This is a genomic window from Chelatococcus asaccharovorans, from assembly GCF_003201475.1.
Classification (GTDB): Bacteria; Pseudomonadota; Alphaproteobacteria; order Rhizobiales; family Beijerinckiaceae; genus Chelatococcus; species Chelatococcus asaccharovorans.
Genome location: NZ_QJJK01000006.1, coordinates 410,331 through 431,527, shown reverse-complemented (window position 1 = coordinate 431,527; position 21,197 = coordinate 410,331). Strand labels below are relative to the sequence as shown.

At 62.4% G+C, this 21,197-nt stretch carries 28 protein-coding genes; all 28 read left to right on the top strand.

Annotated elements, in window-relative coordinates:
* Positions 1-188 precede the first annotated feature (188 nt).
* The 28 genes from rpoC to C7450_RS16320 all read left to right on the top strand — a co-directional run bounded on the left by rpoC (position 189) and on the right by C7450_RS16320 (position 21,026).
* A complete protein-coding gene (rpoC, locus tag C7450_RS16455) occupies positions 189-4,364 on the top strand; it encodes a DNA-directed RNA polymerase subunit beta' (protein WP_110375520.1) in 4,176 nt (1,391 codons plus the stop codon).
* A gap of 594 nt (positions 4,365-4,958) precedes the next feature.
* A complete protein-coding gene (gene rpsL, locus C7450_RS16450; RefSeq protein ID WP_110375519.1) occupies positions 4,959-5,330 on the top strand; it encodes a 30S ribosomal protein S12 in 372 nt (123 codons plus the stop codon).
* Positions 5,331-5,409: 79 nt separating this feature from the next.
* Positions 5,410-5,880, top strand: a complete 471-nt coding sequence (rpsG, locus tag C7450_RS16445; RefSeq protein ID WP_110375518.1) for a 30S ribosomal protein S7 — start codon at positions 5,410-5,412, stop codon at positions 5,878-5,880.
* A 29-nt stretch (positions 5,881-5,909) separates the two neighbouring features.
* The gene (fusA, locus tag C7450_RS16440; RefSeq protein WP_110375517.1) at positions 5,910-7,985 is read left to right on the top strand and encodes an elongation factor G; all 2,076 of its coding nucleotides are present in this window, start codon (positions 5,910-5,912) and stop codon (positions 7,983-7,985) included.
* Between the two features lie 55 nt (positions 7,986-8,040).
* The gene (gene tuf, locus C7450_RS16435; RefSeq protein WP_110375516.1) at positions 8,041-9,231 is read left to right on the top strand and encodes an elongation factor Tu; all 1,191 of its coding nucleotides are present in this window, start codon (positions 8,041-8,043) and stop codon (positions 9,229-9,231) included.
* Positions 9,232-9,312: 81 nt separating this feature from the next.
* Positions 9,313-9,621, top strand: a complete 309-nt coding sequence (gene rpsJ / locus C7450_RS16430) for a 30S ribosomal protein S10 (protein ID WP_110375515.1) — start codon at positions 9,313-9,315, stop codon at positions 9,619-9,621.
* 50 nt (positions 9,622-9,671) lie between these two features.
* Complete coding sequence (gene rplC / locus C7450_RS16425) at positions 9,672-10,394, top strand: 50S ribosomal protein L3 (protein ID WP_110375514.1); 723 nt, start codon at positions 9,672-9,674, stop codon at positions 10,392-10,394.
* Entirely contained in the window at positions 10,394-11,014 is a 621-nt protein-coding gene (gene rplD, locus C7450_RS16420) for a 50S ribosomal protein L4 (RefSeq protein ID WP_110375513.1), read from the top strand. The genes rplC and rplD overlap by 1 nt, the downstream gene beginning before the upstream one ends.
* Positions 11,011-11,322 carry a 50S ribosomal protein L23 gene (locus tag C7450_RS16415; RefSeq protein ID WP_110375512.1) on the top strand — a complete coding sequence of 104 codons (312 nt, stop codon included), beginning with the start codon at positions 11,011-11,013 and terminating at the stop codon, positions 11,320-11,322. Before rplD ends, C7450_RS16415 begins: the two co-directional genes overlap by 4 nt.
* A gap of 21 nt (positions 11,323-11,343) precedes the next feature.
* Positions 11,344-12,183 (top strand): 50S ribosomal protein L2, encoded by an 840-nt coding sequence (rplB, locus tag C7450_RS16410; RefSeq protein WP_110375511.1) that lies wholly within the window; start codon positions 11,344-11,346, stop codon positions 12,181-12,183.
* Positions 12,184-12,193: 10 nt separating this feature from the next.
* On the top strand, positions 12,194-12,472 hold the full coding sequence (rpsS, locus tag C7450_RS16405; RefSeq protein ID WP_110375510.1) for a 30S ribosomal protein S19: 279 nt from the start codon (positions 12,194-12,196) through the stop codon (positions 12,470-12,472).
* A gap of 2 nt (positions 12,473-12,474) precedes the next feature.
* The gene (gene rplV / locus C7450_RS16400; protein ID WP_110375509.1) at positions 12,475-12,867 is read left to right on the top strand and encodes a 50S ribosomal protein L22; all 393 of its coding nucleotides are present in this window, start codon (positions 12,475-12,477) and stop codon (positions 12,865-12,867) included.
* A 10-nt stretch (positions 12,868-12,877) separates the two neighbouring features.
* Positions 12,878-13,588: a 30S ribosomal protein S3 gene (gene rpsC / locus C7450_RS16395; protein ID WP_110375508.1), complete on the top strand. Its 711-nt coding sequence runs from the start codon at positions 12,878-12,880 to the stop codon at positions 13,586-13,588.
* A 21-nt stretch (positions 13,589-13,609) separates the two neighbouring features.
* Positions 13,610-14,023, top strand: a complete 414-nt coding sequence (rplP, locus tag C7450_RS16390) for a 50S ribosomal protein L16 (RefSeq protein WP_110375507.1) — start codon at positions 13,610-13,612, stop codon at positions 14,021-14,023.
* Between the two features lie 10 nt (positions 14,024-14,033).
* Positions 14,034-14,249 carry a 50S ribosomal protein L29 gene (gene rpmC / locus C7450_RS16385; RefSeq protein ID WP_110375506.1) on the top strand — a complete coding sequence of 72 codons (216 nt, stop codon included), beginning with the start codon at positions 14,034-14,036 and terminating at the stop codon, positions 14,247-14,249.
* A 10-nt stretch (positions 14,250-14,259) separates the two neighbouring features.
* On the top strand, positions 14,260-14,502 hold the full coding sequence (rpsQ, locus tag C7450_RS16380; protein ID WP_110375505.1) for a 30S ribosomal protein S17: 243 nt from the start codon (positions 14,260-14,262) through the stop codon (positions 14,500-14,502).
* Between the two features lie 102 nt (positions 14,503-14,604).
* Entirely contained in the window at positions 14,605-14,973 is a 369-nt protein-coding gene (rplN, locus tag C7450_RS16375; RefSeq protein WP_019403813.1) for a 50S ribosomal protein L14, read from the top strand.
* Positions 14,973-15,290 carry a 50S ribosomal protein L24 gene (rplX, locus tag C7450_RS16370; RefSeq protein ID WP_110375504.1) on the top strand — a complete coding sequence of 106 codons (318 nt, stop codon included), beginning with the start codon at positions 14,973-14,975 and terminating at the stop codon, positions 15,288-15,290. Before rplN ends, rplX begins: the two co-directional genes overlap by 1 nt.
* Positions 15,283-15,858: a 50S ribosomal protein L5 gene (gene rplE, locus C7450_RS16365; protein WP_110375503.1), complete on the top strand. Its 576-nt coding sequence runs from the start codon at positions 15,283-15,285 to the stop codon at positions 15,856-15,858. The genes rplX and rplE overlap by 8 nt, the downstream gene beginning before the upstream one ends.
* A 33-nt stretch (positions 15,859-15,891) precedes the next feature.
* Entirely contained in the window at positions 15,892-16,197 is a 306-nt protein-coding gene (gene rpsN / locus C7450_RS16360; protein ID WP_110375502.1) for a 30S ribosomal protein S14, read from the top strand.
* 12 nt (positions 16,198-16,209) lie between these two features.
* Positions 16,210-16,608, top strand: a complete 399-nt coding sequence (gene rpsH / locus C7450_RS16355; protein ID WP_110375501.1) for a 30S ribosomal protein S8 — start codon at positions 16,210-16,212, stop codon at positions 16,606-16,608.
* Positions 16,609-16,643: 35 nt separating this feature from the next.
* Complete coding sequence (gene rplF / locus C7450_RS16350) at positions 16,644-17,177, top strand: 50S ribosomal protein L6 (RefSeq protein ID WP_110375500.1); 534 nt, start codon at positions 16,644-16,646, stop codon at positions 17,175-17,177.
* 10 nt (positions 17,178-17,187) lie between these two features.
* Positions 17,188-17,550, top strand: a complete 363-nt coding sequence (gene rplR / locus C7450_RS16345; RefSeq protein ID WP_110375499.1) for a 50S ribosomal protein L18 — start codon at positions 17,188-17,190, stop codon at positions 17,548-17,550.
* Between the two features lie 181 nt (positions 17,551-17,731).
* Complete coding sequence (rpsE, locus tag C7450_RS16340) at positions 17,732-18,301, top strand: 30S ribosomal protein S5 (RefSeq protein ID WP_110375498.1); 570 nt, start codon at positions 17,732-17,734, stop codon at positions 18,299-18,301.
* A 12-nt stretch (positions 18,302-18,313) separates the two neighbouring features.
* The gene (gene rpmD, locus C7450_RS16335; protein ID WP_110375497.1) at positions 18,314-18,526 is read left to right on the top strand and encodes a 50S ribosomal protein L30; all 213 of its coding nucleotides are present in this window, start codon (positions 18,314-18,316) and stop codon (positions 18,524-18,526) included.
* An 11-nt stretch (positions 18,527-18,537) separates the two neighbouring features.
* Positions 18,538-19,017 carry a 50S ribosomal protein L15 gene (rplO, locus tag C7450_RS16330; protein ID WP_110375496.1) on the top strand — a complete coding sequence of 160 codons (480 nt, stop codon included), beginning with the start codon at positions 18,538-18,540 and terminating at the stop codon, positions 19,015-19,017.
* Between the two features lie 90 nt (positions 19,018-19,107).
* Positions 19,108-20,448 (top strand): preprotein translocase subunit SecY, encoded by a 1,341-nt coding sequence (gene secY / locus C7450_RS16325; RefSeq protein ID WP_110375495.1) that lies wholly within the window; start codon positions 19,108-19,110, stop codon positions 20,446-20,448.
* Positions 20,445-21,026, top strand: a complete 582-nt coding sequence (locus tag C7450_RS16320; protein WP_110375494.1) for an adenylate kinase — start codon at positions 20,445-20,447, stop codon at positions 21,024-21,026. Before secY ends, C7450_RS16320 begins: the two co-directional genes overlap by 4 nt.
* The last annotated feature ends 171 nt before the right edge of the window (positions 21,027-21,197 follow it).

Below are 21,197 nucleotides of genomic sequence, written 5' to 3'. Positions count from 1 at the left end.
GCTCGCTCCGGTCCGTCGCCGTTCAGGTGTGGCGGCCGGGTCGTGAGGCGGTTGGAGGCTGCGGATGTCCTGAGGCATGCGCAGCCGACCGATCCAAAGTTTTGCACAGGGCCTGATGCAGGCTCGACGGATATTTGGCCGGCAGGAGCAGAAAGCGGTGCTCCAATCCCGGCTTGAAGGAGACGGCGATGAATCAAGAGGTCATGAATCTCTTCAATACCCAGGCTCCTGCGCAGACCTTCGATCAGATCAAGATATCGATCGCGAGCCCGGAAAAGATTCTGTCCTGGTCCTTCGGTGAGATCAAAAAGCCGGAGACGATCAACTACCGTACGTTCAAGCCCGAGCGTGACGGCCTGTTCTGCGCGCGCATCTTTGGGCCGATTAAGGACTACGAGTGCTTGTGCGGCAAGTACAAGCGCATGAAGTATAAGGGCGTCATCTGCGAGAAGTGCGGCGTCGAGGTGACGCTGGCGCGCGTCCGGCGCGAGCGGATGGGCCATATCGAGCTCGCGGCTCCCGTCGCCCACATCTGGTTCCTGAAGTCGCTGCCGTCGCGCATCGGCCTCCTGCTCGACATGACGCTCAAGGATCTCGAGCGTATCCTTTATTTCGAGTACTATGTCGTCATCGAGCCGGGCCTCACCCCCTTGAAGGAGCGTCAGCTCCTGTCCGAGGAAGAGTACCTGCGCGCGCAGGAGGAGTACGGCGACGACTCCTTCACGGCGCTGATCGGTGCCGAGGCGATTCGCGAGATCCTGCGCAGCCTCGACCTCGACAAGATCGCGACGGACCTGCGCCACGAGATCGCGACGACCACCTCGGAGCTGAAGCCCAAGAAGCTGATGAAGCGCCTCAAGATCATTGAGGCGTTCCAGATGTCGGGCAACAAGCCGGAGTGGATGATCCTGACGGTGGTTCCGGTGATCCCGCCGGATATCCGCCCGCTGGTGCCGCTCGATGGCGGCCGTTTCGCGACATCGGATCTCAACGATCTCTACCGTCGCGTGATCAACCGCAACAACCGCCTGAAGCGCCTCATCGAGCTCAGGGCGCCGGATATCATCATCCGCAACGAGAAGCGCATGCTTCAAGAAGCGGTCGATGCGCTGTTCGACAACGGCCGCCGCGGCCGCGTCATCACGGGTGCCAACAAGCGCCCGCTGAAGTCGCTCGCCGACATGCTGAAGGGCAAGCAGGGCCGCTTCCGCCAGAACCTCCTCGGCAAGCGCGTCGACTATTCCGGCCGTTCGGTCATCGTGGTCGGCCCGGAGATGAAGCTGCATCAGTGCGGCCTGCCGAAGAAGATGGCGCTGGAGCTGTTCAAGCCCTTCATCTACGCGCGCCTCGACGCCAAGGGGCTGTCCGCGACGGTCAAGCAGGCCAAGAAGCTCGTGGAGAAGGAAAAGCCGGAGGTCTGGGATATCCTGGACGAGGTCATCCGCGAACATCCGGTGATGCTGAACCGCGCGCCCACGCTGCACCGCCTCGGCATTCAGGCCTTCGAGCCGGTGCTGATCGAGGGTAAGGCGATCCAGCTGCATCCGCTCGTCTGTGCGGCCTTCAACGCCGACTTCGACGGCGACCAGATGGCCGTCCACGTGCCGCTGTCGCTCGAGGCGCAGCTCGAAGCGCGCGTGCTGATGATGTCCACGAACAACATCCTGCACCCGGCCAATGGTCAGCCGATCATCGTGCCTTCGCAGGATATCGTGCTCGGCCTCTACTATCTGTCGATCATCGCCGAGGGCGAGCCCGGCCAGGGCAAGACCTTCTCCGATATCGGCCAGCTCGAGCATGCGATCGCGGCCAAGGTCGTGACCTATCACACGAAGATCCGCTTCCGCTGGCAGGGGATCGACGAGGACGGTCGCGCCTATACCAAGATCTACGACACCACGCCCGGCCGCGTGATCCTGTCGCGAATCCTGCCGAAGGATCCGCGGCTGCCCTTCGACGTCGTGAACAAGCTCATGACGAAGAAGGAAATCTCGAACATGATCGATGCCGTCTACCGCAATTGCGGGCAGAAGGAATCGGTCATCTTCTGCGATCGCATCATGAGCCTCGGCTTCTACCATGCGTTCAGGGCGGGCATTTCGTTCGGCAAGGACGACATGCTGATCCCGGAGAACAAGTGGGGGATCGTCGAGGAGACGCGCGCGCTCGTGAAGGAGTTCGAGCAGCAGTACAACGACGGCCTCATCACCCAGGGTGAGAAGTACAACAAGGTCGTCGATGCCTGGGGCAAGTGCTCCGCTCGTCTCGCGGATGAGATGATGGCCCGCATTTCGGCGACCCAGAAGGACGAGAACGGCCGCGACAAGCAGGTCAACTCGATCTACATGATGGCGCATTCCGGCGCCCGTGGCTCGCGCGAGCAGATGCGCCAGCTCGGCGCCATGCGCGGCCTGATGGCCAAGCCCTCCGGCGAGATCATCGAAAGCCCGATCATCTCGAACTTCAAGGAAGGCCTCGACGTTCTCGAGTACTTCAACTCGACCCACGGTGCCCGTAAGGGTCTGGCCGACACCGCGCTCAAGACGGCGAACTCGGGTTACCTGACCCGCCGCCTCGTGGACGTGGCGCAGGACGCCGTCATTCGCGAGCCGGACTGCGGCTCCGAGCGCGGCATTCGCATGCGTGCCATCGTCGACGCGGGTCAGATCGTGGCGACCCTCGCTTCGCGTATCCTCGGCCGCACGGCCGTCGAGGATGTCATCGACAGCGAAGGCAACGTGCTGGTGCCGAAGGGCACGATGATCGAAGAGTGGCATATCGAGCCGATCAATGCGGCCGGTATCCAGGAAGTGAAGATCCGCTCGGTGCTGACCTGCGAGTCGCGGGTCGGCGTCTGCGCTACCTGCTACGGCCGCGACCTGGCGCGTGGCACGCCCGTCAACCACGGTGAGGCCGTCGGCGTCATCGCCGCGCAGTCGATCGGTGAGCCGGGCACGCAGCTGACCATGCGTACCTTCCATATCGGCGGTGCCGCGCAGATTGCTGACTCGTCGTTCCTCGAGACGAATTTCGAGGGCGAGGTGAAGCTGCGCAACCGCAACGTGGCGCGCAACTCCGATGGCGATCTCATCGCCATGGGCCGCAACGTGGCCGTCGTGCTGCATGCCCCGGACGGGCAGGAGAGGGCGGTTCACCGGGTGCAGTACGGTGCGCGTCTGAAGGTGGACGATGGCGACCAGGTGAAGCGCGGGCAGCGCATCGCCGAATGGGACCCCTACACCCGGCCGATCCTCTCGGAGGTCGATGGCACGGTCGCCTTCGAGGATCTGGTCGAAGGCGGCTCCATCACCGAGACGGTCGACGAGGCGACGGGTATCGCCAAGCGCGTCGTCATCGATTGGCGCGGTTCGTCGCGTACCTCGGACCTGCGGCCGGCCATCGTCGTGCTTGATGCGGACGGCAAGGTTGCGAAGCTCGCACGTGGCGGCGAGGCTCGCTGGCTGCTGCCCGTCGACGGCATTATCGCCGTCGACCCCGGCAACAAGGTGAAGGCGGGTGACGCGCTGGCGCGTATCCCGACCGACAGCGCCAAGACCCGCGACATCACGGGCGGTCTGCCGCGCGTGGCCGAACTGTTCGAGGCGCGCCGTCCGAAGGATGCGGCGATCATCGCCGAGAAGTCGGGGACGATTTCCTTCGGCCGCGACTACAAGAACAAGCGGCGTCTGACGCTGTCGCCTCACGACGGTTCCGACGCGGTCGAGTATCTGATCCCGAAGGGCAAGCACATCCATCTGCAGGATGGCGACATCGTCGAGGTCGGCGACTTCATCGTGGACGGCAATCCGGCTCCGCACGACATCCTGGCGATCAAGGGCGTCGAGGAACTGGCCGCCTATCTCGTCAACGAGATTCAGGAGGTCTACCGGTTGCAGGGCGTGAATATCAACGACAAGCACATCGAGGTGATCGTTCGCCAGATGCTGCAGAAGGTTGAGATCGACGAGCCCGGCGATTCCGAGTTCCTGCATGGCGAGCAGGTCGATCGGATGGAGCTTGCGGAGGCGAACGAGAAGCTGGAGGCCGAAGGCAAGAAGCTGGCGGCCGGTACCCCGGTTCTGCTCGGCATCACCAAGGCGAGCCTGCAGACACGCTCCTTCATCTCGGCCGCCTCGTTCCAGGAGACGACCCGGGTGCTGACCGAAGCGGCCGTCAACGGCAAGGCCGACTCGCTCGAGGGACTGAAGGAGAACGTGATCGTCGGTTCGCTGATCCCGGCGGGTACCGGCGCCCTGGCGACACGTCTTCGTGAAATCGCCCAGCGTCGTGACGATCTCATTCTCGCGCAGCGGGTTTCCGAGAATCAGGCCGTGGTTCGGCCTGAGCTGCCGGCCGCTGAGTAAGACGACGCGGCCGCGGCGTCTTAACGGCCGCGGATTCGTTCGGGACGACAGAAGGGCATCGCGATCGTCGCGGTGCCCTTTTTTTCAGCATTTCGCAGTCCTGTGGGCCGGCGTGATGCTCGATTGCCTGCAATTCCGCTGCGAGAGGGGGCTTCTCACCGCGCCACGATCGCTCGACGGTATCGGCGGCGTGCCCGTCGGTGCTGCGAACAGGTGCTTGCACGGCAGAACGGTAAATTTCTATTGACGCGCAAGGTTTCTGAGTCTAGAAGCAGCCCACTCAGGCAGGCAGTAGGCGCTCGCTTATCGAAGCGACTCGTTTCGAGATATGAGCCCTAAACGCTGCTAATTTAGCACCAACTGACCGCCGGCGAAGCTGGTGACGTTAGACCTGGGGCAAGATCGCGTCGCGCAAGTGCCGTGATCCTCTGCACGCGCTTCGCGCCTTCAGCTGAAACAGCTCAAGGCGCGACTCGTTGTGCGTGGTTTATAGTGCTGTGCTGACGCACGGTGAATTGCTGCCTGTCCTTGTCGGGGTGGGTGGTGCCGAACAAGGCCAAAGGTCGTTACGCGGCCGAAGCGAGAGAACAAAGCATGCCGACGATCAACCAGTTGATCAGCAAGCCGCGGGTGGCACCCAAGAGCCGTAACAAGGTTCCTGCGCTGGAGGCTTGCCCTCAGAAGCGCGGTGTCTGCACGCGTGTTTACACGACCACGCCGAAGAAGCCGAACTCGGCTCTTCGTAAGGTGGCCAAGGTCCGGTTGACGAACGGCTTCGAAGTGATCGGCTACATTCCGGGTGAGGGGCATAACCTCCAGGAACACTCGGTTGTCATGATCCGTGGCGGCCGCGTGAAGGACCTTCCCGGCGTCCGCTACCACATCCTGCGCGGTGTCCTTGATACCCAGGGCGTGAAGAACCGTAAGCAGCGCCGTTCGAAGTATGGTGCGAAGCGGCCGAAGTGATCGTACCGGCTCTTGCCGGTTGAGCAGGGTGCCGCAAGGCTGCCCCAGTTGACGAAATACGAAGTTAAGGACGAGCGACATGTCCCGTCGTCACAGTGCCGAGAAGCGCGAGATCATCCCGGACCCGAAGTTCGGTGACATCGTCGTTACGAAGTTCATGAATTCGATCATGCGCGACGGCAAGAAGTCGGCCGCTGAATCGATCGTGTATGGTGCGTTCGACATCATCGAGCAGAAGCTGAAGAGCGAGCCGCTCGGCGTCTTCAAGCAGGCGCTGGAGAACGTTGCCCCCGCGATCGAGGTGCGGTCTCGCCGCGTTGGCGGTGCGACATACCAGGTTCCGGTCGAAGTGCGGAGCGATCGTCGTCAGGCGTTGGCGATCCGCTGGCTCATCCAGGCTGCCCGCTCGCGCAACGACAAGACGATGGTCGAGCGCCTTTCGTCTGAGCTTATGGACGCCTCGAGCAATCGCGGCAGCGCCGTGAAGAAGCGTGAGGACACCCACCGGATGGCTGAGTCCAACCGTGCCTTCTCGCATTATCGCTGGTAACGAGCGCAAGCCGTCGAGGAATATCTGCAATGCCGCGCACTCATGCCATTGGCGACTACCGTAACTTCGGCATCATGGCCCACATCGATGCGGGCAAGACGACGACGACGGAGCGCATCCTTTATTATACGGGCAAGAGCCACAAGATCGGTGAAGTCCATGAGGGCGCTGCCACCATGGACTGGATGGAGCAGGAGCAGGAGCGTGGCATCACGATCACCTCCGCCGCGACCACCTGCATCTGGCGCGAGAAGCGCCTGAACATCATCGACACCCCCGGCCACGTCGATTTCACCATCGAGGTCGAGCGTTCCCTGCGCGTCCTTGATGGCGCGGTTTGCGTTCTTGACGGAAACCAGGGCGTCGAGCCGCAGACCGAGACCGTCTGGCGCCAGGCCGACAAGTATGACGTGCCGCGCATCGTGTTCGTCAACAAGATGGACAAGATCGGCGCCGACTTCTTCAAATGCGTCAAGGACATCATCGACCGCGTGGCCGGCAAGCCGGTTTGCCTGCAGATCCCGATCGGCTCGGAGTCCAACTTCAAGGGCGTCGTCGATCTCATCGCGATGAAAGGCATCGTGTGGGAAGATGAGTCCCTTGGCGCACGGTTCGACCAGGTCGAGATTCCCGCGGAGCTCGCCGAGCTCGCGGCTGAGTATCGCACGAAGCTCGTCGAGGCCGCCGTCGAACTCGACGACGACGCCATGGGCGCCTATCTGGAAGGCACCGAGCCCGACGCGGAGACGCTGCGCAGGCTCGTCCGTCTCGCCGTTCAGAAGCGTGCGTTCCACCCGGTGCTTTGTGGCTCGGCCTTTAAGAACAAGGGCGTGCAGCCGCTTCTCGACGCGGTGGTCGATTACCTTCCTTCGCCGGTCGATCGTGGCGCGATTTCCGGTCTCGACTTCAATACCGAAGAGCCGACCGTTCGCAATCCGTCTGACGACGAGCCCTTCTCCATGCTCGCCTTCAAGATCATGGACGATCCCTTCGTCGGGACGATCACCTTCTGCCGCGTCTATTCCGGTCATGTGGAATCAGGCACGTCGATCCTCAACTCGACCCGCGACAAGAAGGAACGCGTTGGCCGCATGCTTCTGATGCATGCGAACAACCGCGAAGACATCAAGGAAGCCTACGCCGGCGATATCGTCGCGCTCGCTGGCCTCAAGGAAGTCCGCACGGGCGACACGCTCTGTGACAACCTGAAGCCGGTCATTCTCGAGAAGATGGAGTTCCCCGAACCCGTCATCGAGATCGCGATCGAGCCGAAGTCGAAGGCCGACCAGGAGAAGCTCGGCATCGCCCTGTCGAAGCTCGCGGCAGAGGATCCGTCCTTCCGCGTGTCCACCGATCAGGAGTCGGGCCAGACCATTCTCAAGGGAATGGGCGAGCTTCATCTCGACATCAAGGTCGATATCCTGAAGCGCACCTATAAGGTCGACGCCAATATCGGCGCGCCGCAGGTCGCTTATCGTGAGAAGATCACGAAGAAGACCGAGATCGACTACACCCACAAGAAGCAGACCGGTGGTACCGGCCAGTTCGCGCGGGTGAAGTTCATCATCGAGCCGAATGAGCCGGGCAAGGGTTTCGAGTTCGAATCCAAGATCGTCGGCGGTGCGGTTCCGAAGGAATACATTCCCGGCGTCGAAAAGGGCCTCAACAGCGTTCTCGGCGCGGGCATCCTCGCCGGCTTCCCGGTTGTGGACGTCAAGGTTCAGTTGATCGACGGCGCGTTCCACGAGGTGGATTCCTCGGCGCTCGCCTTCGAAATCGCGTCGCGTGCAGCTCTGCGCGAAGGCCTTCAGAAGGGTGGCTCGGTTCTGCTCGAGCCCATCATGAAGGTCGAGGTGGTAACACCCGAAGACTATACCGGATCCGTCATCGGCGATTTGAATTCGCGCCGCGGACAGATTCAGGGCCAGGATATGCGCGGCAATGCCGTGGTGGTGAACGCCATGGTTCCGCTCGCGAATATGTTTGGCTACGTGAATACCCTGCGCTCGATGAGCCAGGGCCGTGCGACCTACACCATGCAGTTCGACCACTACGAGCAGGTGCCGCAGGCGGTCGCCGCCGAGGTTCAGGCGAAGTACGCCTGAGCTGTGATCCGCAACCAACGACGCAAAACGTCGAGTTCCTATCAGGAGCCCTACGATGGCCAAAGAGAAGTTTGAGCGGACGAAGCCGCACTGCAACATCGGGACGATTGGTCACGTTGACCACGGCAAGACGTCGTTGACGGCGGCGATCACGAAGGTTCTTGCCGAGTCCGGCGGCGCTGCGTTCACGGCGTATGACCAGATCGACAAGGCGCCTGAAGAGAAGGCGCGCGGGATCACGATCTCGACGTCGCATGTCGAGTACGAGACGAAGAACCGTCACTACGCGCATGTGGACTGCCCCGGCCACGCCGACTATGTGAAGAACATGATCACGGGTGCGGCGCAGATGGACGGGGCGATCCTGGTTGTGTCGGCGGCCGACGGCCCGATGCCGCAGACGCGCGAGCACATCCTTCTGGCGCGCCAGGTGGGCGTTCCGGCGCTTGTGGTGTTCCTGAACAAGGTCGACATGGTCGACGACGCCGAGCTTCTCGACCTGGTCGAGCTCGAGGTGCGCGAGCTTCTGTCGAAATACGAGTTCCCCGGCGACGACATTCCGGTGGTGCGTGGTTCGGCGCTGTGCGCGCTGGAAGACCGCGATCCGGTGATCGGCCATGACGCGGTTCTCGAACTGATGACGCAGGTCGATGCGTATATCCCGCAGCCGGAGCGTCCGGTTGACCTGCCGTTCCTGATGCCGGTCGAGGACGTGTTCTCGATCTCGGGTCGCGGCACGGTGGTGACGGGCCGCGTCGAGCGCGGGATCGTGAAGGTCGGCGAGGAAATCGAGATCGTCGGCCTGAAGCCGACGGTGAAGACGACGGTGACGGGCGTCGAGATGTTCCGCAAGCTCCTTGACCAGGGTCAGGCGGGCGACAACATCGGGGCGCTCTTGCGCGGCACGAAGCGCGAGGACGTCGAGCGCGGTCAGGTTCTGTGCAAGCCGGGTTCGGTGAAGCCGCACACGAAGTTCAAGGCCGAAGCCTACATCCTGACGAAGGAAGAGGGCGGGCGGCACACGCCGTTCTTCACGAACTACCGTCCGCAGTTCTACTTCCGGACGACGGACGTGACGGGCGTTGTGACGTTGCCCGAGGGCACCGAGATGGTGATGCCCGGCGACAACGTGGCGATGGAAGTGACGCTGATCGTTCCGATCGCCATGGAAGAGAAGCTGCGCTTCGCGATCCGCGAAGGTGGCCGCACGGTTGGCGCCGGCGTCGTCGCCTCCATCATCGAGTAAGGCAGAAGACGCGTCAGCCGCACGCGCCATCACAAGGCGTGTGCGGTCGCGTCGCCGGAATTTTGGCCCGAGGGCGTTGTCATGACTAACCAGAATATCCGTATCCGCCTCCAGGCGTTCGATCACGATGCTCTCGACGCTTCGGCGCGTGAAATCGTGTCGACCGCGAAGCGGACGGGGGCGCAGGTGCGGGGGCCGATTCCTTTGCCGACGCGTATTGAGAAATTCACGGTGAACCGTTCGCCGCACATCGACAAGAAGTCGCGCGAGCAGTTCGAGATGCGTACCCATAAGCGCGTTCTCGACATCGTTGAGCCGACGCCGCAGACAGTCGATGCTCTTATGAAGCTCGACCTTGCCTCTGGCGTTGAAGTCGAAATTAAGCTCTGACCTTCCCTCCCGGGTTGGTTGGTTTCTGGAACGCCTTAGAGGATCCGCTCATGCGCTCAGGCGTGATCGCACAAAAAGTTGGGATGACACGCGTCTTCACGGACGCGGGTGAGCACGTCCCTGTTACGGTTCTGAAGCTCGACAGCTGCCAGGTTGTTGCGCACCGGACCGTTGATACGAATGGCTATACCGCACTGCAGATTGGCATCGGCAAGGCCAAGGTCAAGAACGTCTCGAAGGCGGAGCGCGGTCGGTTCGCGGTCGCGACCGTCGAGCCGAAGAAGAAGCTCGCGGAATTTCGCGTCGACCCCCAGCACCTCATTCCGGTGGGTGCGGAGATCACGGCGGATCACTTCGTGGTCGGGCAGTTCGTCGATGTGACGGGCACGAGCACCGGTAAGGGCTTCGCCGGCGGCATGAAGCGCTGGAACTTCGGCGGTCTTCGGGCGAGCCACGGCGTGTCGGTGTCGCATCGCTCGATCGGTTCGACCGGTGGTCGTCAGGATCCCGGCAAGACGTTCAAGAACAAGAAGATGCCTGGGCACCTCGGTGTCGAGCGTGTGACCACGCAGAACCTGCGCATCGTGCAGACGGACGTGGAACGCGGGCTCATCCTGGTTGAGGGTGCTGTGCCGGGTGTGTCTGGTGGCTGGATATTGGTACGTGACGCGGTGAAGCGTAAGTTGCCGAAGGAAGCGCCGCTTCCGGGTGCGTTCCGCGAGCCGAAGTCCGCGGCTGTTCCGGCGCAAGCCGAGGGACAGGAGAACGCGTGATGAAACTCGATGTGACCACGCTCGACGGTTCGGCTGCCGGCACGATCGATCTCGATGAGACGATCTTCGGTCTGGAGCCGCGCGTCGACCTTATTCACCGCTATGTGCGCTGGCAGCTCGCCAAGCGTCAGGCGGGTACGCACAAGTCGCTCGGCCGTGCCGAGATTGCCCGCACGGGCAAGAAGCTCTACCGCCAGAAGGGCACGGGCAACGCCCGCCACGGCGCGGCGCGCGCGCCGCAGTTCCGCGGCGGTGGCAAGGCCTTCGGCCCGGTCGTGCGTGACCATGCGCATGATCTGCCGAAGAAGGTGCGTGCCCTGGCGCTGCGCCACGCCCTGTCCGCCAAGGCCAAGGACGGCGCCATCGTCGTTCTCGACAAGGCGAGCGTCGCCGCGCCCAAGACGAAGGCTCTCAAGGAGACCTTCGGCAAGCTCGGCTTCGTGAGTGCGCTGGTGATCGACGGTGCTGAGCTCGAGACGAATTTCCGGCTCGCGGCCCGCAACATTCCGAACATTGATGTGCTGCCGGTGCAGGGCATCAACGTCTATGACATCCTGCGGCGCGACAAACTCGTTCTGACGAAGGCCGCTATCGACGCGTTGGAGGCGCGCTTCAAATGAGCAAGACTCCCATCGCACTCGATCCGCGACACTATGATGTGATCGTCGGGCCGGTCATCACCGAGAAGGCGACGACGGCGTCGGAGCACAACAAGGTGGTGTTCAAGGTCGCGGGCAAGGCGACGAAGCCGCAGATCAAGGCGGCAGTCGAGAAGTTGTTCGACGTCAAGGTGCTCAGCGTCAATACGCTGGTCACCAAGGGCAAGGTGAAGCGGTTCCGCAACACCCTCGGCCAGCGTTCGGACGTGAAGAAGGCGGTTGTCACCCTCGCCGAGGGTCACAGCGTCGACGTGACGACGGGCCTTTGAGGCGGGTGAAGGACTGATCCCATGGCTTTGAAATCCTTCAAACCGGTTACTCCGAGCCAGCGCCAGCTGGTGATCGTCGATCGCTCGGAGCTCTACAAGGGCAAGCCGGTCAAGGCGCTGACTGAGGGCAAGTCGTCCGCAGGCGGCCGTAACAATACCGGACGGGTGACCGTCCGCTTCCGCGGTGGTGGGCACAAGCGCACGTATCGCATCGTTGACTTCAAGCGTCGTGAGCGCCTGGAGCAGGCGGGGATCGTGGACCGGATCGAATATGATCCGAACCGCACGGCCTTTATCGCCCTCGTCAAATACGAGGATGGCGGTCTGGCCTATATCCTGGCGCCGCAGCGTCTGGCCGTCGGCGACACGGTGGTCGCGGGCAACCAGGCCGACATCAAGCCGGGCAATGCGATGCCGTTGGCGAACATGCCGGTCGGCACGATCGTGCATAACGTCGAGCTGAAGATCGGCAAGGGCGGCGCGCTCGCCCGTTCCGCCGGCACCTATGCCCAGATCGTCGGTCGCGACCAGGGCTACGTGATCGTTCGTCTCAATTCGGGCGAGCAGCGTCTCGTTCATGGCCAGTGCTTCGCGACGGTCGGTGCCGTCTCGAACCCGGACCACATGAATACATCGGTCGGCAAGGCCGGTCGCTCGCGCTGGCTCGGACGGCGTCCCCACAACCGTGGTGTGACGATGAACCCGATCGACCACCCGCATGGTGGTGGTGAGGGTCGTACCTCGGGCGGTCGCCATCCGGTGACCCCATGGGGCAAGCCGACCAAGGGCAAGAAGACCCGCGCGAACAAGCGGACTGACAGCTTCATCGTGACGTCGCGTCACCAGCGGAAGAAGAGATAAGGGGCGGGCGATGGCACGTTCGATCTGGAAGGGCCCGTTCTTCGACGGCTACCTCCTCAAGAAGGCCGAGGCGGCGCGTTCTGCGACGCGCTCGGAAGTTATCAAGATCTGGAGCCGTCGCTCCACCATCCTGCCGCAGTTCGTGGGCCTGACCTTCGGCGTCCACAACGGCCAGAAGCACATTCCCGTCTTCGTCAGCGAGGAGATGGTCGGTCACAAGTTCGGTGAATTCGCACCGACCCGGACCTTCCATGGCCATGCCGCGGACAAGAAGGCGAAGAGGAGATAGGCATGGGCAAGCCCGCAAATCCTCGCGCGCTGAAGGACAACGAGGCGAAGGCTGTTCTGCGCAACCTGCGCGTCAGCCCGCAGAAGCTCAATCTTGTTGCGGCCCTGATCCGCGGCAAGAAGGTTTCGACCGCTCTCGCTGACCTCGAGTTCAGCCGCAAGCGCATTTCTCTTGACGTCCGCAAGACGCTCGAGAGCGCAATCGCCAATGCTGAGAACAACCACGATCTCGATGTCGACGATCTCGTCGTTGCCGAGGCGTTCGTCGGCAAGGGTCTGGTCATGAAGCGTTTCCACGCTCGTGCCCGCGGCCGCGGCGTGCGCATTGAGAAGCCGTTTTCGAACCTGACCATCGTGGTTCGCGAAGTGGCTGAAGAAACCGGCCGCGGAGCCTGAGGAGAGCACGATGGGTCAGAAGGTCAATCCGATCGGTCTGCGGCTCGGCATCAACCGCACATGGGATTCGCGCTGGTTCGCGGGCAAGATCGAATATGGCAAGCTGCTGCATGAGGACATGGCGATCCGCCGGGCCCTCCTGAAGCAGCTGAAGCAGGCGGCGGTCTCGAAGATCGTCATCGAGCGTCCGCACAAGAAGTGCCGCGTCACCATCTACTCGGCGCGTCCCGGTGTGGTGATCGGCAAGAAGGGTGCGGACATCGACAAGCTGCGCAAGATCGTGGCGAAGATGACCGACGCCGATGTGGCGATCAACATCATCGAGGTCCGCAAGCCGGAGATCGATGCGAAGCTCGTCGCGGAATCGATCGCCCAGCAGCTCGAGCGCCGTGTGGCGTTCCGTCGCGCCATGAAGCGCGCCGTGCAGTCTGCGATGCGCCTCGGCGCGGAAGGCATTCGTATCAACTGTTCCGGCCGCCTCGGCGGTGCCGAGATCGCGCGTATGGAATGGTATCGTGAAGGGCGTGTGCCACTTCACACCTTGCGCGCGGACGTGGATTACGGTACGGCGACGGCCTTCACGACCTATGGGACGTGTGGAATCAAGGTGTGGATCTTCAAGGGCGAAATCCTTGAGCATGATCCGATGGCCCAGGACAAGCGGATGGCCGAGGAAAGCGGCGGTCAGCGCAGCCATGGCCGTAGAGAGGCTGCGGCGTAACGCCGCTTTAGGAGGCAGATCATGCTGCAGCCCAAGAAGACCAAGTTTCGTAAGCAGTTCAAGGGCCGGATTCACGGCACGGCAAAGGGCGGCACGAATCTCGATTTCGGCCAGTTCGGTCTCAAGGCTCTCGAGCCTGAGCGCGTGACGGCACGGCAGATCGAGGCAGCGCGTCGGGCGATCACCCGCCAGATGAAGCGTCAGGGGCGTGTGTGGATCCGGATCTTCCCGGATGTTCCCGTCACCGACAAGCCGACCGAAGTGCGTATGGGTAAGGGCAAGGGCTCGCCTGAATATTGGGCGGCGCGTGTGCACCCCGGCCGTATCATGTTCGAGCTCGACGGCGTGCCGGAAGACATAGCGCGTGAAGCGCTGCGTCTCGGTGCCGCGAAGCTCCCGATCCGGACGCGCTTCATTCAGCGCATTGCGGAGTGAGAGTTAGACGATGAAAACGAAACAGCGTTTTTCCGACCTCACCGCGATGTCGGCCGATCAGCTCCAGGACGAGCTTCTGAAGCTGAAGAAGGAGCAGTTCAACCTGCGCTTTCAGCGTGCCACGGGCCAGCTTGAGAGCACGGACCGCGTGAGGGTGGTGCGTCGCGACATCGCTCGCGTCAAGACTCTTCAGCAGCAGAAGCTCGCTGAAGCGCCCAAGGTTTGAGGAGGCCGCCGTGCCGAAACGTGTATTGCAGGGCGTCGTCGTCAGCGACAAGCAGGACAAGACGATCGTCGTGAAGGTCGAGCGTCGCTTTACGCATCCGCTTCTCAAGAAGACGGTGCGTCGCTCGAAGAACTACCATGCCCACGACGAGGGCAATAAGTTCAAGGTCGGCGATACGGTTTGGATCGAGGAGACTCGTCCGATATCGAAGTTGAAGACCTGGGTCGCGCTGGATAGCTCCACCGCAGCCTGAGTGAATTATCGAGAGGCGAGGGGACCGGAAGATCCCCGTCAGTCGTAGTCCGGCAGCGTCAGTTGTCGGAAACCGGTCTGAGACAGAGAAAGGATCGTTGCCATGATCCAGATGCAGACGAATCTTGACGTTGCCGATAATTCCGGCGCCCGTCGCGTCATGTGTATCAAGGTCTTGGGTGGCTCGAAGCGCAAATATGCCGGCGTGGGCGACATCATTGTCGTGTCCGTCAAGGAGGCTATTCCGCGCGGCCGTGTGAAGAAGGGCGATGTGATGAAGGCGGTCGTCGTACGCACCGCCAAGGATATCCGTCGCGCCGATGGTTCCGTGATTCGTTTTGATCGCAACGCTGCCGTGCTGATCAACAATCAGAAGGAGCCGGTTGGAACGCGTATTTTCGGGCCGGTGCCCCGCGAGCTGCGCGCCAAGAACCACATGAAGATCATCTCGCTCGCGCCGGAGGTGTTGTGATGGCCGCGAAGATCAAGAAGGGCGACAAGGTCGTCGTTCTCACCGGTCGCGACAAGGGCAAGTCGGGCGAGGTCGTGCAGGTTCTGCCGAAGGAAGAGCGGGCCCTGGTCCGTGGCGTCAACCTGGTGAAGCGTCACCAGCGCCAGACGGCCAATGCGGAAGGCGGCATCATTTCCAAGGAAGCCCCTCTGCACCTGTCGAATATCGCAGTGGCGGATCCGAAAGACGGCAAGCCGACGCGTGTTGGGTTCAAACTTATGGACGACGGGCGCAAGGTGCGTGTCGCCAAGCGTTCGGGAGAACTGATCGATGGCTGAGGCTCATCAGGATCTCGGCGTCGGCTATGTGCCGCGCCTCAGGAAGCATTACGACGAGGTCGTGCGCGACAAGCTCGTCGAGGAATTCGGCTACAAGAACCGTATGCAGGTTCCGTCGATCGAGAAGATCGTTCTGAACATGGGCGTCGGCGAGGCCGTCAACGATTCCAAGAAGGCTGCCGTCGCGGCTGCTGACCTGGCGCTGATTGCCGGACAGAAGCCCGTCGTGACGAAGGCCCGCAAGGCGATCGCGACCTTCAAGGTTCGCGAGAACATGCCGATCGGCGCGAAGGTCACGCTCCGCAAGGAGCGGATGTACGAGTTCATGGATCGTCTCATCACGATCGCATTGCCTCGCGTCCGTGACTTCCGCGGCCTCAACCCGAAGTCGTTCGACGGGCGCGGTAATTATGCTCTCGGGATCAAGGAGCACATCGTGTTCCCCGAGATCAACTACGATCGCGTCGAAGCGATCTGGGGTATGGACGTCATCGTCTGCACCTCGGCGAAGACCGACGAGGAAGCGCGCGCGCTTCTGAAGCACTTCAACTTCCCGTTCCGGCAGTGAGATTGCTCTCATACGCGGACACCGGAGAACATAATGGCTAAGAAGAGTTCAATCGAGAAGAACAAGCGGCGTGAGCGGCTTGTGAAGCAGTACGCCGGCAAGCGTGCGCGTCTGAAGGCCGTGGCGAACGACCAGTCGCGTTCGCCGGAGGAGCAGTTCGAGGCCCGCCTCAAGCTGGCCGAGCTGCCGCGCAACTCCAATCCGACGCGTGTTCGCAACCGTTGCGAGGTCACCGGTCGGCCGCGCGCGTTCTATCGCAAGCTCAAGATGTCGCGTATCGCGCTTCGTGAGCTGGGCTCGCAGGGGCTTGTCCCCGGCTTGGTCAAGTCGAGCTGGTAAGGAGGATCTGCGATGGCGATCAATGATCCGCTAGGCGATATGCTCACCCGTATCCGCAACGCCCAGATGCGGCGGCGCGGCAAGGTGGGAACGCCGGGTTCCAAGCTGCGGGCGCGCGTCCTCGACGTGCTCCAGCAGGAAGGCTACATTCGCGGCTATTCGACGACCGAGTATGGCAACGGCCGTACGGAGTTCGAGATCGAGCTGAAGTATTTCGACGGCACGCCGGTGATCCGCTCGATTCAGCGCGTGTCGAAGCCGGGCCGGCGCGTGTACGCCTCTGTCGATAGCATGCCGCGCGTTGCGGATGGTCTCGGCATCACCATTCTCTCAACGCCGCGCGGTGTGATGGCCGACCATCAGGCCCGGGAGAATAACGTGGGCGGCGAAGTGCTCTGCAAGGTCTTCTGATCGAGCGGCACTCACAAACCACGGGAAAGACCATCATGTCTCGTATTGGTAAGAAGCCAGTTCCTGTCCCGGCCGGTGTCACTGCGACGCTCGACGGGCAAACTGTCAAGGTTAAGGGCGCGAAGGGCGAGCTGTTCTTCGTCGTGCCGGATGACGTGTCGGTGAAGCTCGACAACGGCGAGGTCAAGGTCGACCCGCGTGACGAGACCAAGCGCGCTCGCGCGCTGTGGGGCATGTCGCGCAGCCAGGTTGAGAACCTCATCATCGGTGTGTCGCAGGGCTTCGAGAAGAAGCTCGAGATCACCGGCGTCGGTTACAAGGCAGCCGTTGCCGGCAAGGTTCTCAAGTTGTCGCTTGGCTACAGCCATGACATCGATTTCGAGATCCCGGCCGGGCTGACCATCACGACGCCCAAGCCGACGGAAATCGTCGTCGCCGGCATCGACAAGCAGAAGGTTGGCCAGGCCGCTGCCGAGATCCGCGAATTCCGCGGTCCCGAGCCCTACAAGGGCAAGGGCGTGAAATACGCCAACGAATTCATCTTCCGCAAGGAAGGCAAGAAGAAGTAAGGGGCCGACCATGGCGGAGAAACTCGGAACCACTGAGCGTCGCAAGGCGCGTGTTCGCCGCGCTCTACGCGCTGCTGCGAACGGACGGCCGCGTTTGTCGGTGCATCGCACCTCGAAGCAGATCTATGCCCAGGTGATCGATGACACGGCTGGCCGCACGCTTGCTGCGGCTTCGTCGCTTGAGAAAACCGTTCGCGAAGAACTCAAGAGCGGTGCCAACATCGAGGCCGCTGCCGCGATCGGCAAGCTCATTGCCGAGCGTGCGGTTGCGGCCGGCGTCAAGGACGTCGTGTTCGATCGCGGCGCCTTCATCTACCACGGGCGTGTCAAGGCTTTGGCCGAGGCCGCGCGTGAAGGTGGCTTGAACTTTTAATTCGACTTATTCAAGTCCGCCGCGTCACCGGGGGTTGTGCGAAAGCAGGCAACCGGTTACGCGGTGGACTTGCGTTATGGGAATCGCGTGTCGCTAGCGCGATTGCCCCCTAAAAAAGCGGCGGATTTGGTGTGGTTCGAAGCGAGCGGGGCCGCCGCCCTGCGAAAGTGGAGACAAAGGTATGGCGAGAGAGCGTCAGCAGCAGCGCGACCGTGAGGAGCGCGATAGCGAATTTGTCGATCGGTTGGTGCATATCAACCGCGTCGCCAAGGTCGTCAAGGGTGGTCGCCGCTTCGGCTTCGCGGCCCTCGTGGTGGTCGGCGATCAGAAGGGCCGCGTCGGCTTCGGCCATGGCAAGGCCCGCGAGGTGCCGGAGGCGATCCGCAAGGCGACCGAGGCCGCCAAGCGCGCGCTCGTGCGTATTCCGCTGAAGGAAGGTCGTACGCTGCATCATGACGTCGCCGGGCGCTGGGGCGCCGGCAAGGTCATCCTGCGCGCGGCACCGGCCGGTACCGGCATCATTGCCGGCGGCCCGATGCGCGCCGTTTTCGAGACCCTCGGCATGCACGACGTTGTCGCGAAGTCGCTCGGTTCGTCGAACCCGTACAACCTGGTCCGGGCGACGATCGACGCGCTCAAGCACGAAGATAGCCCGCGTTCAGTCGCGGCTCGCCGCGGCCTGAAGGTGTCCACCCTGCAGTCCCGCCGCCGCGATGCCGATATGAGCGACGCGGCTGTCGCTGAAGCGTAAGGAGGCTTGAACATGGCTCAATCCTCCGGGAAGAAGACCGTCACGGTCGAGCAGATCGGTAGCCCGATCCGCCGCGTGGCTGCCCAGCGTCAGACGCTGATCGGCCTTGGTCTCAATAAGCTTCACCGTCGTTCGGTTCTCGAGGACACTCCGGCTGTCCGCGGAATGATCGATAAGGTTCGTCACCTCGTGCGCGTCGTTGACGACACGCCGGCAGCACGGTGAGGAGAATGTCGATGAAACTCACGGACATTCGCGATAATCCGGGCGCGACCAAGGACCGCATGCGTGTCGGTCGTGGTATCGGTTCGGGCAAGGGCAAGACCGGCGGCCGTGGCGTCAAGGGTCAGAAGTCCCGTTCGGGCGTAGCGATCAAGGGCTTCGAGGGTGGACAGATGCCCATCCATCGGCGGCTCCCGAAGCGCGGCTTCTGGAACCCCTTCCGGCGTGACCTCAACGAGGTTAACGTTGGCCGGGTTCAGGCTGCGGTCGACGCGGGCAAGCTCGATGCGGCAAGCGCTGTCACCCTCGAGGTGCTGATTGCGGCGGGCGTCGTTTCCAAGGCGCGCGACGGGGTCAAGATCCTCGGCCAGGGTGAGCTTACGTCCAAGCTCACGTTCGAGGTCGCGGGCGCGTCGAAGTCGGCGATCGCCGCGATCGAGAAGGTGGGCGGCTCAGTGAAAATTCTGAGCGCTGCAGCACCTGCAGAAGCGTAGGCGAAGCCCTATCTAAAGCCAGTGGCGGCGAGGCACCCGTTTCCTGCGGTGGCCGGTGCCGCCACGAAGCCTTTGCGGGATTGATCATCGATGGCGTCGGCAGCCGAACAGCTTGCAGCAAATCTGAACTTTGGAGCTTTGGCGAAGGCCGAGGAACTCAAGAAGCGCATCTGGTTTACGCTGGGTGCGCTTCTCGTCTATCGGCTGGGTACCTATATTCCGCTTCCCGGGATCAATCCGGATGCGGTCGCCGAGCTGTTTCGCCAGACCCAGGGTGGCGTGCTCGGGCTGTTCAACATGTTCTCGGGCGGTGCGGTCAGCCGTATGGCGATCTTTTCGCTCAACATCATGCCGTATATCTCGGCATCGATCATCATCCAGCTGCTGACCAGTGTCGTTCCCACGCTCGAAGCCCTCAAGAAAGAGGGGGAGCAGGGGCGTAAGGTCATCAATCAGTATACGCGTTATCTCACGGTTATCCTGGCGGTTTTCCAGGCCTATGGCATCTCCATCGGGCTTGAAGGGTCGGGGAACATGGTGGCTGAGCCCGGCATGTTCTTCCGGATCACGACCGTGATCACGCTGACCGGCGGTACCATGTTCCTGATGTGGCTCGGCGAGCAGATCACGTCGCGCGGCATCGGCAACGGCACGTCGCTGATCATCTTTGCCGGCATCGTCGCGGAATTGCCCCAGGCCATCGCCGGCACGCTCGAGCTCGGCCGCCAGGGGGCTGTTTCGACGGCCCTCATCCTCGGCGTGATCGTGATGGCGATCGCCTGTATCGCGCTGATCGTCTACATGGAGCGCGCCCAGCGCCGCCTGCTGATCAACTACCCGAAGCGCCAGGTCGGCAACAAGCTGTACGAGGGGCAGAGCTCCTTCCTGCCGCTGAAGCTCAATACCGCGGGCGTCATTCCGCCGATCTTCGCCTCGTCGCTGCTCCTGCTGCCGACCACCTTTGCGAGCTTTTCGCAGGCGCAGGGGGGCGGAACGGGCATCCTGGCCACCCTCTCGACCTATCTCGCGCATGGTCGTCCGCTCTATATGATCCTGTACGTCCTGCTGATCGTGTTCTTCGCGTTCTTCTATACGGCGATTGTGTTCAACCCCAACGAGACGGCGGACAACCTCAAGAAGCACGGCGGCTTCATCCCCGGTATCCGGCCCGGCGAGCGCACGGCCCAGTATATCGACTATGTGCTCACGCGCATCACAGTCGTCGGCGCGGCCTATCTCGCTTTGATCTGCTTGATCCCCGAAGTGCTGATTTCCTATGCGGCCCTCCCGTTCTATTTTGGCGGCACATCGCTGCTGATCGTGGTGAGCGTGACGATGGATACGGTGGCTCAGGTGCACGGGCATCTGCTGGCGCATCAGTATGAAGGGCTGATCAAGAAGTCGAAGCTGAAGGGGGCACGGCGCAAATGAGACTGATCCTACTCGGACCTCCGGGGGCCGGTAAGGGCACGCAGGCGGCTCGGCTGGTCGAGCGCCACGGGATCCCGCAATTGTCGACGGGGGATATGTTGCGGGCGGCCGTTGCGGCCAGGACGCCGATCGGCCTGCAGGCGAAGGAGCTGATGGATCAGGGGTCCCTTGTCCCCGACGATCTGGTGGTTTCCATCGTTGCCTCACGGATCGAGGAGCCGGATGCACGCAACGGTTTCATCCTCGACGGGTTTCCCCGGACGGTCGGGCAGGCCGAGGCGCTTGACCGCATGCTGGAAGACAAAGGCATGCAGCTTGATGCGATCATCGAGCTGAAGGTGGACGAGGGCATCCTCGTCGACCGCATCGTCAAGCGCGCTAGGGATGCCGAGGCGCGCGGCGAAGCGGTGCGGCGCGACGACAATCCGGATGTCTTCCGGACACGCCTCGACGCCTACCGGCAACAGACGGCGCCGCTGACGGACTACTATGGTCGCAAGGGCACCTTGCGTTCGGTCGACGGAATGGCGCCCATCGACGATGTCACCGCGGCGATTCGCGCGATCGTGGCCGGCTGATTTCGTTAGATAAGGTTGACGAAACTTGTGTGAACGCCTAAAGACAGGAATCTGCCGACGTTAGTCTGTGACCGAGCCGGTATCCTGGGCAAAAGGGTGCCGGCCGGTGTTGTCGTGTGGGCCGTTCGCAAGACTATTCCTCCAGGTCGCCCTGGAGTTGGCACATTATCG